This is a genomic window from Mesorhizobium sp. J18 (assembly GCF_007829525.1).
Classification (GTDB): domain Bacteria; phylum Pseudomonadota; class Alphaproteobacteria; order Rhizobiales; family Rhizobiaceae; genus VLJP01.
Window position 1 is genome coordinate 9242 of the sequence record NZ_VLJP01000046.1, and the last position, 14141, is coordinate 23382.

Annotated in this window: 12 protein-coding genes and 3 pseudogenes; 13 read left to right on the forward strand and 2 right to left on the reverse strand. The window is 61.7% G+C overall.

Annotation, left to right across the window (positions count from 1 at the left end):
* The 4 genes and pseudogenes from L598_RS16130 to L598_RS16145 form a co-directional block, all read left to right on the forward strand.
* Nucleotides 1-942: pseudogene (locus tag L598_RS16130) on the forward strand (IS3 family transposase); the annotation flags it as partial.
* A 38-nt stretch (nucleotides 943-980) separates the two neighbouring features.
* A pseudogene (locus L598_RS16135) lies at nucleotides 981-1220 on the forward strand (IS256 family transposase); the annotation flags it as partial.
* 33 nt (nucleotides 1221-1253) lie between these two features.
* Nucleotides 1254-1754 (forward strand): annotated as a pseudogene (locus L598_RS16140) (ISKra4 family transposase); the annotation flags it as partial.
* A 33-nt stretch (nucleotides 1755-1787) separates the two neighbouring features.
* On the forward strand, nucleotides 1788-1958 hold the full coding sequence (locus L598_RS16145) for an isochorismatase family protein (protein ID WP_281407406.1): 171 nt from the start codon (nucleotides 1788-1790) through the stop codon (nucleotides 1956-1958).
* Nucleotides 1959-2336: 378 nt separating this feature from the next.
* Here L598_RS16145 and L598_RS16150 read toward each other — a convergent pair whose 3' ends face one another.
* Nucleotides 2337-3029: a GntR family transcriptional regulator gene (locus L598_RS16150; RefSeq protein WP_246658791.1), complete on the reverse strand. Its 693-nt coding sequence runs from the start codon at nucleotides 3027-3029 to the stop codon at nucleotides 2337-2339.
* 206 nt (nucleotides 3030-3235) lie between these two features.
* On the opposite strand from L598_RS16150, the gene L598_RS16155 reads away from it, so the two are divergent.
* The 9 genes from L598_RS16155 to tcuA all read left to right on the forward strand — a co-directional run bounded on the left by L598_RS16155 (nucleotide 3236) and on the right by tcuA (nucleotide 13312).
* Nucleotides 3236-4291 carry an ABC transporter ATP-binding protein gene (locus L598_RS16155; protein ID WP_144864183.1) on the forward strand — a complete coding sequence of 352 codons (1056 nt, stop codon included), beginning with the start codon at nucleotides 3236-3238 and terminating at the stop codon, nucleotides 4289-4291.
* A gap of 7 nt (nucleotides 4292-4298) precedes the next feature.
* Nucleotides 4299-5885 carry a class I adenylate-forming enzyme family protein gene (locus tag L598_RS16160; RefSeq protein ID WP_144864185.1) on the forward strand — a complete coding sequence of 529 codons (1587 nt, stop codon included), beginning with the start codon at nucleotides 4299-4301 and terminating at the stop codon, nucleotides 5883-5885.
* Between the two features lie 30 nt (nucleotides 5886-5915).
* Nucleotides 5916-6992, forward strand: a complete 1077-nt coding sequence (locus L598_RS16165) for an extracellular solute-binding protein (RefSeq protein ID WP_186445066.1) — start codon at nucleotides 5916-5918, stop codon at nucleotides 6990-6992.
* 21 nt (nucleotides 6993-7013) lie between these two features.
* Nucleotides 7014-8723, forward strand: coding sequence for an iron ABC transporter permease (locus tag L598_RS16170; RefSeq protein WP_144864188.1), 1710 nt, complete (start codon nucleotides 7014-7016; stop codon nucleotides 8721-8723).
* 3 nt (nucleotides 8724-8726) lie between these two features.
* Nucleotides 8727-9872 carry a thiolase family protein gene (locus L598_RS16175; protein ID WP_144864190.1) on the forward strand — a complete coding sequence of 382 codons (1146 nt, stop codon included), beginning with the start codon at nucleotides 8727-8729 and terminating at the stop codon, nucleotides 9870-9872.
* Nucleotides 9872-10309: an OB-fold domain-containing protein gene (locus tag L598_RS16180; RefSeq protein ID WP_144864192.1), complete on the forward strand. Its 438-nt coding sequence runs from the start codon at nucleotides 9872-9874 to the stop codon at nucleotides 10307-10309. The genes L598_RS16175 and L598_RS16180 overlap by 1 nt, the downstream gene beginning before the upstream one ends.
* Nucleotides 10306-11253, forward strand: coding sequence for an SMP-30/gluconolactonase/LRE family protein (locus tag L598_RS16185; protein WP_144864194.1), 948 nt, complete (start codon nucleotides 10306-10308; stop codon nucleotides 11251-11253). Before L598_RS16180 ends, L598_RS16185 begins: the two co-directional genes overlap by 4 nt.
* Nucleotides 11250-11723 carry a PaaI family thioesterase gene (locus tag L598_RS16190; RefSeq protein WP_186445067.1) on the forward strand — a complete coding sequence of 158 codons (474 nt, stop codon included), beginning with the start codon at nucleotides 11250-11252 and terminating at the stop codon, nucleotides 11721-11723. Before L598_RS16185 ends, L598_RS16190 begins: the two co-directional genes overlap by 4 nt.
* A gap of 83 nt (nucleotides 11724-11806) precedes the next feature.
* Entirely contained in the window at nucleotides 11807-13312 is a 1506-nt protein-coding gene (tcuA, locus tag L598_RS16195) for an FAD-dependent tricarballylate dehydrogenase TcuA (RefSeq protein WP_144864198.1), read from the forward strand.
* A gap of 61 nt (nucleotides 13313-13373) precedes the next feature.
* Here tcuA and L598_RS16200 read toward each other — a convergent pair whose 3' ends face one another.
* On the reverse strand, nucleotides 13374-14072 hold the full coding sequence (locus L598_RS16200; protein WP_144862852.1) for an IS6 family transposase: 699 nt from the start codon (nucleotides 14070-14072) through the stop codon (nucleotides 13374-13376).
* Nucleotides 14073-14141 lie beyond the last annotated feature (69 nt).

A 14141-nucleotide genomic window follows, 5' to 3' on the forward strand; every position in this document is an offset into this window, starting at 1 on the left:
CCTCACGCTCGAGAAGCTGATCCTGAAAGAGGCTGCCTCGGGAAACTATTGAGCCCCGCCCGTCGCCGTCGCTGCGTCGACCATGTCGTGGCGAAGTTCTCCGTCTCGGAGCGGTTTGCCTGCAAGGTCCTCGGCCAGCATCGTTCGACCCAGCGAAAGAAGCCGCACTGCCGAGCAGATGAGGATGCGTTGACCGCCGATATCATTCGGCTTGCATCACGCTACGGGCGCTATGGCTACCGCCGGATCACAGCGATGCTGCGGTCCGAGGGCTGGACGGTGAACGCCAAACGCGTCGAGCGCATCTGGCGGCGGGAGGGGCTGAAGGTTCCCCAGAAGCAACCGAAGAGAGGACGGCTCTGGCTGAAGGACGGATCGTGCATCCGGCTTCGGCCGGAGCATCCCAACCATGTCTGGTCCTATGACTTTGTCGAAGGCCGGACCCATAATGGCAGGAAGTTCCGCATGCTCAACATCATCGACGAGTTCACCCGGGAGTGCCTGGCGATCCGCATCGATCGCAAGCTCAACTCGACTGATGTCATCGACGCCCTGTCGGACCTGTTTATCCTGCGCGGTGTGCCCGGCCATGTTCGTTCCGACAACGGTCCGGAGTTCATCGCCAAGGCCGTACGGGAGTGGATCGCCGCAGTAGGGGCAAAGACCGCGTTCATCGAGCCGGGCAGCCCATGGGAGAACGGCTATTGCGAGAGCTTCAACTCCAAGCTGCGCGATGAACTGCTCAACGGGGAGATCTTCTATAGCCTCGCCGAGGCAAAGGTCATCATCGAGGCATGGCGACGCTACTACAATACCGAGCGGCCGCACTCATCGCTCGGCTACAAGCCGCCGGCACCGGAGGCAATCGTCTGGCCCGGACAATCACCCGGATCGGCACCCCCATCTGCCCAGGCGATGGCCCAGATGCCCATCATGCACTAAGATTGAAACCGGACCACCCTATGGGGTCAGGCCAGGACCATTTGCGCACCTCGAATCCGATCGAGAGCGTCTTTGCCACCGTTCGGCACCGGACCGTGCGCACCAAGGGAAGCCTCTCACACAAGACGGCACGGCTCATGGTCTTCAAGCTGGTCATGGCCGCAGCCAAGACCTGGCGACGGCTGAAGGGAGAAAATCAGTTGCCAATGGTCGTCGAAGGCATCAAATTCGCCGACGGCGTCGCCATCACGACGACGCCAGATCAACACGCCGCCTGATCGGCCCCGTCACCCAGTTCCGACCATAGCTCGACTGTTCTCGGCCAATACGCCAAGGGGCTGGCGCATCATAATCCAAAAGAAGCCGAAGGCGCCGCGCGCGAACTGAAGCGCATCAAGGGCTATCTGTGGAATGGTAATCACCGGCGGGCGCTACCCTGCATCGAGTGGCTCATCGATGATCTCGATGCAGTCGAAACCGATTATCCCAGCATGATGGCATTCCGGAAGGCGACGGGAGAATTCAACACGTACATCGCCAACAACGCGGGCATGATCCCGAACTACGCCGAGAGGCGCCGCTACGGCGAACGGGTTTCGACGGCGTTCGTTGAATCGACCGTCAACGTTGTGGTTAGCAAACGCTTCTCAAAGCGCCAGCAGATGCGATGGTCGAAGGAAGGGGCGCATCTCTTGCTCCAGACCCGCACGCGGGCCCTCGACGGCACGCTGCGCGGAAAGTTCGAGCAGTGGTACCCCGGACTCGCCGCCAACAATCCCGTCCATCAGCTGGAGACTCCGAGGGCCGCCTGACGCCCCACAGATTTTGGTGCTCTCCAAATTGGCATCGAACCGACCGTGCGCCACGGGGCGGATCTGGGGTTTATCCCGGTAGTCGTTCGCGATGCATGCGGAGCCGGGCATCCCGAGGCCGCCGAACGCAGTCTTGCAAACATCGCCTTCGTCGGTGACGCTGTCTTGACGGACGTGGCAACACTCACAACGACGATGGCTTGAGGCGTCCGGTAGCCCAGCACCGCAGTTTGGTCTACAGCCCCGGTCATCATCCATACTACGGCCCCTGCACATTGCGGCAACCCGGACCTGAATCCGGAATGGTTTGAGTATCTTTGTCTCTTAGACTGGCATTGGACGATTGGACTGGGGGCGCATGTTGCGCGACTGGCCGAGCCAATTCGTCAGGCTTCCCGCAACAAGCGGAAATTCGCAAGCTTTGTGGGCGCGACATGCGATCGGTTCGTTACCATTTGTGGGAGCCACCAAGCGATATCTGCATTCCGGTGCCTATGAAGACTGGGTCGATCGGTTTGCCGCAAGGGGGGCTTCGGCCGGCGCGGAGGTTCTTGCCGGGGCGTCGCCGAGCCGCTTTGGCGCCTACGGCGCCGAGAACATCATTCTCATGCGGGTGAGGCCTGCCTTCTCAATATGCTGGCGTGCCGCTGCCTCCGCTGCGTCAGGATCACGCCTTTCGATGGCATCGAGGATTACGCGATGCTCCCTCGACGCCTCAACTGATCTGCCGGGAGCTTCGAACGTTGTCCCCGGAAGCAGAGCCAGGTGCGTCGCGAGCTGGGACAGGGATTTCGTAAGATACCGATTATGGGCGCTTTCGTGTATGGACTGATGGAACAGGCGATTGAGCCTAGCGTAGGACAGTGGCTCGTTTTCCGCTTCGCAAGAGTCCAGGATTTCCTTCATCACGGCGATCTCGCCAGCTGAAGCATGCTGGGCAGCAAGCCGGGCGGCCGCGCCTTCGAGCGTCGCCCGGATCGAGTACAGTTCGCGAACCTGCAACTTGTCGAGCTGCGCCACCATCATGCCACGCGATGGCGCGACCACAACCAGGCCTTCGCTCGACAGCCGTCGCATCGCCTCACGGATCGGCGTGCGACTGATGTTCAGCATCTTCGCCAGCTCGTTCTCCCGCATGCGCTGCCCGGGGCGCAACTCACCGTTGCTGATCGCCTCCAGAAGCGTGCGATATGCGAATTCGGCGCGCGACACCTCCTCGCTCAGTCGCTCGTCTTCATCATCGATCCATGGTTGCAAGGCCAGTTTCGTAGTCAAAGCCTGGGTTCCTGTTCCCGCCTGATTGTCCGCATCTACCTGGCCCCTGCCGACCCCTGCCTGTCCAGCCTCTGCGACATCGGAATCGTCTACCATAAGATAGCCGACTTGACACACGTGTGCAATTGTATACCAATGTACGCACTAGGGATGGAGAAATCGGCGATGATGGCCTCGTGCACCCTGAGCGGAATGAAGGCTCTGCGATGAGCAGCATTCGGCTCGAAGCGGTAACCAAGAGTTATGGCGCGGTGGATGCCGTGTCGAAACTCAGTCTTTCCATATCGCCGGGAGAGTTCGTGACGCTGCTTGGTCCCAGCGGTTCGGGCAAGACGACCACGATGCGCATGGTCGCCGGGCTCGAGAAGCCGACGGAAGGGGTCATCTCCATCGGAGACCGCATCGTCAGCGACGGTCGGAGCTTTATCCCCACCCACAAGCGCAAGCTGGGCATGGTTTTTCAGAGCTATGCGGTCTGGCCGCACAAGACTGTTACCGAAAACGTCGCCTTTCCTCTCAAGATGCGCGGACTGTCGCGCTCCGATCAGCTGCAGAAAACGGCCCAAATGCTGAAGCGCGTGGGCCTTGGTGACTATGGCGAGCGTTATCCGTCTCAGCTGTCCGGCGGTCAGCAGCAACGCGTCTCTCTCGCCAGGGCGCTTGTGGGGGAGCCCGAGGTGATCCTGTTCGACGAGCCGCTTTCGAACCTTGACGCGCAGCTACGTGATTCGATGCGGGATCTCCTTTCCGAACTTCACAAGAGCATCGGCACGACGTCGATCTACGTCACGCATGACCAGTCTGAAGCCATGGTCCTGTCCGATCGTGTCTACATCATGAGCAACGGCAAGCTGCAGCAGAGCGGTACGCCGGAAGATCTCTACGAACGGCCGACGAGCCGCTTTGTCGCGGATTTCATCGGTGCGGCGAACACCATGGCCGTCGATATGGTCGATCCGGCGAAGAACAGCGTCAGGCTGGGCAGCCAAGAGTTGCTCGTGGCGAGTGTCGAGCGCGCGACGGCTTCGCCCACGCTTGTGGTGCGGCCGCATCGGATTGGCTTCGTGACCGAAAGGAACGGCCAGAACGTGCTGTCCGCAACGGTCCGCACCGCCAACTATCTGGGCGACCGGATGCGCTACCAGCTCGACCTGGAGAGCGGCGACGGCGTCACCGTCGAAACAACGGCAACGGCTTGCCGGGCAAAAAGCGGCGATAAGGTTAGCATTCATCTGCCGCCCGAACATTGCATCGTCATCTGAGGGCGTCATGACAGTTCAGGCCAAGCAGCTTCACAACGCCACCCGTACGACTGCGACTGCCGAGAGGCCGCTCATTCCGTCGATCGACGCGGTTCTTGCTCGAGCGGCCGCCGCGTGCCCTGAAGCCCTGGCAGTGCGGGAATGGAGCAGCGGACGTACGCTGACCTATGCGCAACTCGACGGGGCGGTCTCCTCACTCGCCCGCTGGCTGAATGCCGGCGGCCTTGCTCCCGGCGCAACGGTCGCCATCCATCTGACGAACTCGCACGAGTTCCTGATCGCGAAATTCGCCGCTTTCAGGGCGGGTGGTGTCGCCGCCTATGTCAATTTCCGCCTTTCCGCGACAGAAGCCTCGCGCCAGTTCAAGCTGAGCAATGCGCGCGTGGTCGTGACGACGGCAGAAAAGGCGCGGATGTTCCGAGACGACGCGGCGCTGAAGGACATCCGCTTTGTCGTGGCCGATGGCGGTCCGCCCGTGGGCGACAGCCTCGCCGAGATCGTCGCATCGGCGTCGTCTCCCTACCCCAGCCAACCAGGCCACGAAGAAGGCGACGCCCTCATCCGCTTCACTTCGGGTTCCACGGGTTTGCCCAAGGGCGTGATCGTCACCCATCGCGCCTGGCTTCTACGGGCTCTGTCGATCCTGTCGGAGGAGATCCGGATCATCCCGCAATCGACGACATTGGTGCTCGGCCCGTTGTCGCATCAGGCGGGGCTCTTCGTCCTGCCCACATTCCTGCGCTGCGGCACCTTGCTGTTGGTCGACAAATTCGACGTCGATGTCGTCGCGACCATTTTGGGCCAGGAGAGGATTTCTTGCTCGCAGATGGTGCCCACCATGCTCGGCATGATGATGGATGCTCCGAAATCCCGGGACGCTCTGCGCCAGGCCGGCCTCAAGCAGCTTGTCTACGGTGGGTCGCCCATCAGGGCATCGCTCGTGAATGAGTTGCTCGACCTCATGCCCGAAACGGAACTGGTACACGGCTACGGATCGCATGAGGGCGGATCGATCACCTATCTCGACGGTGCCGGACATCGCGATCCGGCCGCCCGCCACAGCGCCGGGCGGCCGTTTTTGGCGGCTCAGATTCGTCTCGCGCGGCCCAATGCCGATCGGGTGGGCGAGATCGAGGTGAACTCGCCCTGGCTGCCGCATGCCCGGCTGACCGAAACGGGCCGGCATCCGATCGAAACCCCCTGGATCGCCACGGGAGATCTTGCGGAAATCCGCGACGGCTACGTCTTCCTGAGGGACAGGTTGAACGACGTGATCATCTCGGGAGGATTCAACGTCTATCCCGCGGAGGTCGAGCGGGCGATCGACGCCTCATCCAGCGTGCGGGCATCAGTGGTGGTCTCTGCGCCGGACAATCGCTGGGGGGAACGCGTGGTTGCCTTCGTGGTCCCGCGCGATCGGGAAAGCTTCGACGCGGAGGCGCTGCGCCTGCACTGCCGCGGCCTGCTCGCCGGCTACAAGGTACCCAAGGATATCTGCGTCGTCGCTGAAATTCCGCTGAATGCCAATGGCAAGCCAGACAGGCGAAGAATGAGCGATCCGCTCTGGGAGGGGCAGTCGCGCCGGATCAACTAGCTCGAACGAAAACGCCGGGAGGCCGTAATGATGAAATCCACATTAGCTGTCGCCGCCTTCGTCGCGATGACCCTCACTGCGCCGGTCCGCGCGCAGGAGAAGCTCGCAATCACACCTGAACTGGTGAGCGCGGCCGAGCAGGAAGGCGAAGTGACCCTTCTCTACAGTTCGCCGCTCAATGCCATGCATGCCTTCGTCGAGGCTTTCAACCAAGAGTATCCGAACATCACGGTCAATCTCGAGCGCAAGGCAGGCTCGGCCGGCGTTCAGATGCTGCTCGAGGAGAGCCAGGCCGGGGTGCACAGGATCGACGTATTCCAGGGCACCGATGCCGGCGCCAACGCCACGCTTGTCAAAGAGAATCTGTTCGTCGCGGTCGAGCCGGAAGAGGTGGAGCAGTTTCTGCCAAGCGCACTCCCAATGGCGCCGTACCTCTACTATCCGGACCGGAACCGCTCACTTATCATGTACAATCCCAACTACGTGACCGAGGAAGAAGCAGCCAAGCTCCAAAGCTGGGAAGGGATCCTCGATCCGGCATTCCGCGACAAGATCAGCCTGGTCGAGCCGACCTTCGGGGTGACGCTCGCGCCGCTGCTTTACATCATGGAAACGCCGTCGCTGGGCGAGGACTTCCTGCGGAAGTTGAAGCAGCAGAATCCGACGATCTTCGTCAACACGGCTCAGGCGCGCGACGCCGTGATCTCCGGACAGAAGCCCATCTCGTGGGGCGCGCAATGGGAGAGCGTTGCGTTCAGCGAATTTGAACGTGGCGCGCCGATCCGCTTCGCCTACCCGAAGCCAACCGTCGAATATGGAACCAATGGCTGGGGGGTGCTCGCCAATGCGCCACATCCCAACGCAGCCCGGCTCTTCTATGCATGGGGCGTCGGCCGCGGCGGCGCAACGGCCATGCAGGGCCCGGCTTACAACGGCTTGCCGGCGCTGAAGAAAGTCGAGGATGGGCGCGCGGTTGTCGCGAAGCTCAAGAGCGAAAGCTGGTTCAAGTTCCCCGAGGAGGTTTGGAATCCGAACCTCGACAGCTGGATCAACAACGGCACTGCCTACCAGCAGACCTGGACCAAGATCATGAAGTCCGCGAACTGACGGACGGAAGCGGCGGCTATCATGAAATCACAGTCCTCGACATCGAACGGTCCTGCTCGCTGGCTGCTGCTGATCGTGGTGGTCTGGCTGGCCGGCATGCCTGTCGCCGCGCTTTTCTTTGGTTCTGTCCGGACCCCTGAAGGCGGCTTCTCCACGGTCTATCTGGAGCGGGTGTTTCTCAGCGGTTCGTACACTCGCGCCCTGATTTCCACGCTCGAACTGGGCGCCTATGTCGGAATTGCCGCGACGGTTGTCGGCACGATCATCGCCTGGATCATGTCTCGGATGCGGCTGCCTGGTGGACAGTTGCTGGAGATCGGCATCATGGCGCCGATCTTTATCTCGCCGTTCATCGGCGCGGTAGGCTGGATCACGCTCGGCCAACCGAATGCGGGCATGCTGAACGCCGTGCTCCGCAGCATCGGCCTGCCCGAGATCAACATCATCAGCTATGGCGGGGCTGTCTTCATAATGGCTCTCTTCTTCGTGCCCTACGCCTATTCGCTTCTTCGGCACTCCATGGACCGCCTCAACCCGGAGCTGGAGGAGGCGGCCGCCATCAGTGGTGCCGGCCCGCTGGCAACTCTGAGGCACATCGTATTCCCGCTGCTCTGGCCCTCCCTGCTGTCGGCGGTGATCATCATCTTCATCCTGGCGGCCGAGATGTTCTCCATCCCTGGGTTGCTGCTGGTGCCATATGGCCACGAAGTGCTGTCGTACCTGATCTATGCCAAGACCGCCCACTGGCCGATCGACCGCTCCGAGGCATCCGCCATCGGGTTGATATTGCTGCTGGTGACGATCGTCGGGATGCTGCTCTACGGGCGTTCGGTCAAGCTCCAGGAGAGATTCATCACAGTTGGCCCGAAATCGCCGCGCTTGGGCGAAGCGGGGAGGTTTTCGGCGAAAAGGACGATCGGTTTCCTGATCGTGACTCTCTTCATCCTACTAAGCTGCGTTCTGCCAGTCGTGGCGATCGCCGTACGAGCCATGCTCCCCTACTTCTCCGGGACATTCAATCTCTCTGATTTGACGCTGTCGAATATCGAGATGACCTTCTCGGACCGTCTGGCATTGGTATCGCTGCGCAACAGTCTGATCGTGACTGCGGTTTCCACCGTGCTGCTGCTGGTCCTCGCCTTCCTGATTGCGCTTGGCCGCGTGCGTTACAAGGACAGGGTATCGACGCTCACCTGGCTCGTCGCCAGCATTCCGATCGCCGTTCCGGGCGTCCTTGTCGGTGTCGGACTCATCTGGCTCTACATCCGCACGCCGGTCTACGCGACGATCTATGTCATCATCCTCGTCATGCTGGCGCGCTTCCTTCCTGTGCTCGTTCGCCTTTTCGAGACCGGACTGCTTCAGTTCGGCAAGGAGCTGGACGAAGCCGCCCGCGTTTGCGGAGCCTCGGAGACGACGATAACGCGCGAGATACGGTTGCCTCTTCTCGCCGGCACGCTGCGCTCGGCAATGACGATCGGCGGAACCCAGGTTTTCAATGAGCTGACGGCATCGGCGCTGCTCTATACCAGCGCGTCCAGCGTGCTGCCGGTGGTCATCTTCAACTACATGTTCGACGGCGACTATTCGCGTGCAACGGCGCTGGCCCTGCTTCAGATCGCCATCATCGCCGCCGCACTGGCATCGGTGGCGCTGATCTCCCGGGTATGGCGCCGGCTGCGCGCACCGCGCCTCGCCTCTTCCGCAATTCCAGTTCCGCAGATGAGTTGAGAAATGTCCCTGATATCGAACCGCAAAGACAGCATCGCCGTCGTTGGGGTCGGGATGACCGACTTCGGCAAGCTACCGGACCACGACGCGACTTCCCTCGGCATATGGGCATTGCGCGAGGCCGCGGCCGATGCCGGCTTGACGCTTGCCGACATAGAAGGGCTGGTCATCCATCGGCTGGCCGACTACCAGAAATTCGTCCAGATCACGAACATGGCCCCGCGTCTGCTGACCGCCAGTCCGGGAGCAGGGCGCATGCTCGGCGGCTCCATGCAGATCGCAGTGCAAGCGATCCTGTCCGGTATGGTCGAGACCGTGGCGGTCGTCTACGGCAATGACGGAAGCACCGCCGGCGCGCGATATGGCGGCAAGGGCGACCAGTACGGCACCGGCGCGGAGCAGCTCTGGTTTCCGTATGGAATGACCTCGCCGGGCGCGATCCACGCGATGGCTTTTCAGAGGCATGCGGCGCTCTACGGCACGACAGTCGAGCAGTTGGCCGAGATATCCATGACGTTCCGCCGACATGCGGCGCTCAATCCCAAGGCCGTGATGAAGAAGCCTCTGTCTCTGGACGACTACATGGCGGCTCCCTTCATCTGCGAACCGCTGCGCCGCCTCGACTACTGCCTGATCAATGACGGTGGCGTCGCGATGATCCTGACCAGCGGGGAGCGGGCGCGAGACATGCGGCAGAAGCCCGTCTATCTCCGCGGCATCGCTCAGCTTTCCCGACTGGCCAAAGGCGAACTGCCCGACGACTTCGGCTATGAGACCATGCAGCAGGTCAGCAGCCGCGTGCACCGCATGGCCGAACTGTCGCGCGCCGACGTCGATGCGCTGATGATCTACGACAATTTCACGCCGACTGTGATCTTCACCCTCGAAGGGTTCGGCTACTGCGAGCGTGGCCAGGGCGGGGAATATGTTCAAAGCGGGACATTGAGGCTCGGCGGCCGCTACCCAGCCAACACCAACGGCGGCCATCTCTCGGAAAGCTACATGCAGGGCTGGTCGCTGAACGTCGAAGCCGTCAGGCAGGTCCGCGGCGAGCTTGGAGAGCGCCAGGTACCCGATGCCCGGAACGTTCAGTATCTCCAAGGCGGCCCGCTCAGCACATCGATCATCTATGCGAAGGAAGCCAACTGATGTCTTACGCCAAACCGCTGCCTCGTATCGACGATCACAGCCGCCCCTTCTGGGATGCGGCCAAGGCAGGCCATCTCATGCTGCCGCGCTGCGACGCGTGCGGTTCGTTCCACACCTATTTCGAGCCCTGGTGCAACAAGTGCGGCCATGAGGGCGTGCATTGGGAGCGCCTGTCGGGCCGCGGCCGCATCTGGGCCAATTGCCGCTTTCACAAGATCTACTTCGCGGGTTTCGAGAAGGACGTTCCCTACAACGTCGCCATGGTCGAGCTCGAGGAGGGCTGCCGTCTCGTCACCAACATCGTCGGCCTGGAGCGCGGCACGCTGGACGAGATGCCGATCGGCATGGAGGTCGAGGCGGTCTTCGAAGCGGTGACGCCGGAGGTCACTTTGATCAAGTTCGCGCCGATGGCGTCAGCGGGGGATGCAGGCGAATGACCACGTTTGCCACGGTCGACGCGCCCGCCTGCGTCCTTGGCGAAGGCCCGATCTGGTCGGATCGCGACGACGCGCTGTACTGGGTCGATGTCGTCGCCAAACTGATCTTCCGCTTTCGTCCATCCGGTGGCGAAGTGGCCATTCGCGAACTGCCATTCGCGCCGAGCGCCATCGTGCCGCGCAAGACCGGCGGGCTCCTGCTGGTCACCAAGAAAGGCATGGCCATTCTGGACTCGTTCGAGGGCGCCCTGCAAAGCATAGCGGTCCCGTTGATCGACTTCACCAGGGAGGTATTCAACGACGCTGCCTGCGATCAGGCTGGCCGGCTTTGGATAGGCACGCGCGACATCAACGCCAGGGAGGCGAAGGGTCGTCTTTATCGCATCGATGCGGATTTCGACGTTACCGTTCATGCGGAAGGCCTTGTGATCTCGAACGGCATTGCCTGGAGCCCCGACGGCAGGACGATGTATCACGTCGACAGCCGGCCCGGCCGCATCGACGCCTATGACTATGATCCGGACCGGGGCGCGATAAGCGCAAGGCGCGTCTTTCTCGACTATGACCAGCCAGGCACGGCCGGTCATCCGGACGGGTGCACAGTCGATGCCGAGGGCGGGCTCTGGGTGGCGGAGGTCGAGGGCGCTCGCCTGGCGCGCTATACGCCGGACGGCCGCCTCGATCGTGAGGTGCCCCTTCCCGTCTCCAAGCCGACAAGCGTCATGTTTGGCGGCCCCGGCCTCCGGACGCTCTTCGCCACTTCGATGCAGTTCCGTCTGTCCCAGTCAGAACTCGCGGAACAGCACCTGGCTGGTCGGCTTTTTGCGCTGGATGTAGGTGTTGCCGGGCTGCCGGAGCCGCTGTTTGCGGGAACCCGGCCGGCGGTCCCTGCCGTAGAGATCGGCGCGAACGCGCCTCGGGCGACATCCGGAGGGACGAGGTGACCGCGTTGGACTTGCAGAGGGACTTTCAGGACTTTCTTTCCGATGGATGGAGCATCATCACCGATGACGGGTTTGTCGGACTTGTCGGCCCGTTCTTTTTCAGAGAAGGGGAAAACGGGCTTCGGTTTTGTTTTCCGACCCAGCAAAAGCACAGCAATCGCAATGGTTTCTGCCAGGGTGGGGCGCTGATCACCTTCGCCGATCGCGCACTTGGCATTGCGACGCGCGCAGCGACGGGCGCCTCCAGAACCGCAACCCTCCAACTCGACGTCCACTTCATCGATTCGGTGAAACTCGGAGAGGTAGTGGAGCTGGCGCCGGAGGTCGTCCGCGCCACCAAGCAGATCGTCTTTCTCACCGCCCGCCTCACTGTCGGGACGCGCACCGTGGCCTTGGCAAATGGGGTTTGGAAACGATTGGCGGATGCAATCCCGCCGTCGGGCGAGGCGGCACCGAACAAGCTTGTCTGACGCATCCGTCGTCGCTCGACCCCGGTCGGTGCGAGTGCCGGAGCGTCCGACGATGTGTGCAACTCCATGCAAGGGAATGGAGCATGAAAATCGATGTTGTTGTGGTTGGGGCGGGCAATGCGGCGCTCTGTGCAGCGCTTGCCGCCGAAGAGCAGGGCGCAAGCGTGCTGGTTCTGGAACGCGCGCCTCAGGAAGAAAACGGTGGCAACAGCCGCTTCACCGCGGGCGCGATCCGCTTCGCCTATCGTGGCGTCGAAGACCTGCTCGAGGTCATTCCGGAACTGACCGACGAAGAAATCGCCCGAACCGATTTCGGGACCTATACGGAAGATCAGTTCTTCGACGACATGTTTCGTGTCACGCGGTATCGCTCCGATCCGACCCTATGCGAGCTGTTGGTGCGCCGAAGCTTCGAGACGATGAAATGGCTGCGCGGCAAAGGCATTCGCTTTCAGCCGATCTACGGGCGGCAGGCTTTCAAGATCGACGGCAAGTTCAAGTTCTGGGGCGGACTGACGGTTGAGGCCTGGGGCGGTGGCCCCGGCCTGGTCGACAGCGAGACGGAGATCGCCCGCGCGARGGGGATCGAGATMCGCTACGGCAGCCGGGTCACCAGCCTGCTGTACGATGGCGACAAGGTGACCGGCGTGAGGGTAAAGGCCGATGGCCGGCTTTACGACGTGGAAGCCGGCGCTGTCGTTCTCGCGTCCGGCGGCTTCCAGTCCAACCCGGAAATGCGCACTCGGTATCTCGGCCCGGGCTGGGAACTTGCCCGCGTGCGCGGCACTCGGTTCAACAGCGGCGACGGCATCAAGATGGCACTTGCCATCGGTGCAGCACCGTTTGGCAACTGGTCTGGCTGCCATGCCGTAGGCTGGGACTTCAACGCGCCCGAATTCGGCGATCTCGCCGTGGGCGACGGGTTTCAGAAGCATTCCTACCCATTCGGGATCATGGTTAATGCCGACGGGCGCCGCTTCGTCGACGAAGGCGCCGATTTCCGCAACTACACCTACGCAAAGTACGGCCGGGTCATTCTGGAACAGCCCGGCAATTTCGCCTGGCAGATATTTGACCACAAAGTTGTTCATCTCCTGCGCGACGAATATCGCATCAAGCAGGTGACGAAGGTGAAAGCCGACACGTTGGAGGAACTGGCGGCCAAGCTCGAAGGTGTCGACGCGAAGGCGGTGATCGAGGAAATCAGGCGATACAATGCCGCGGTATCCCGGGACATACCCTTCAACCCGAACGTGAAGGACGGCCGCGGGACCGTCGGCCTTGAAGTCGACAAGACGAACTGGGCGAACACGATCGAGGACGGACCGTTCGAAGCCTACCAGGTCGGCTGCGGAATCACCTTCACCTTCGGCGGATTGCGCGTGACCGAGCAGGCGCAGGTGATCGATGTGGACATGAAGCCGATCGATGGGCTCTATGCTGCTGGAGAACTGGTCGGTGGCCTGTTCTACTTCAACTATCCGGGCGGCACGGGACTCATGTCGGGCGCGGTGTTCGGGCGCATTGCCGGCACAGCCGCGGCGAGCTCGTTGTCGAGCCAGGCTCGTGGCACCGCAATGAGAGCCTGATCAAGATGGTTGTGTTGCAAATTTTCTGGAGGGCACTCGGCGCCACTTTGCCGGACGCAATTCAGGCGGCAATTGCCTCGAACTGTTGCTTGAGTGACGGAGCTGGGTTGAAGGCGAACCGCCCTTGCCGCTTGCGCATCATATGAACCATCTCGATGCCGGCCAGGGTGATGGCTGCCGAGGAGAATGCTTTGAAGCCCATCATCGGTCGTACCCGCCGCTTGATACGTCGGTGATCCTGCTCGATCCGGTTGTTGAGGTATTTGCTGCTTCGGATGCGGATCGCCTTCAATTGGCGCCGTGACCGATCCTTCAACCGGCTCTCGGCGTCGCAGAAAATGATTGCTTCCCGGTTGGTTTGGCTGCCGTCGATGACGATACGATCCGGGCGGCCATGGCGGGCCAAAGCCTTGCGCATGAAGCGCTTCGCCGCCGGCAGGTCACGGTGTTTGCTGAACCAGAATTCCACCGTGTCGCCTGCGCTATCGATCGCCCTGTAGAGGTACATCCACTGGCCGCGAACCTTAATATACGTCTCGTCCAAATGCCACTTGCCACCGACGGCTCGCTTCCGTCGATTGAAGCTCTTCAATAGCACCGGCGAGAAATAGACCACCCAGCGGTGTATCGTCGAATGATCGATGCCGATGCCGCGCTCGGCCATCATCTCCTTCAGATCTCGCAAGCTCAGGCCGTATGCCAGATACCACCGCACACACAGCAAGATAACGGATCGATCGAAATGACGGCCTTTGAACATGCAATACGCTCCGAAATTGGAGCTGACCTCATGCCATCACCTCGTTGCTGAAAAGTTTGCAACAGATCC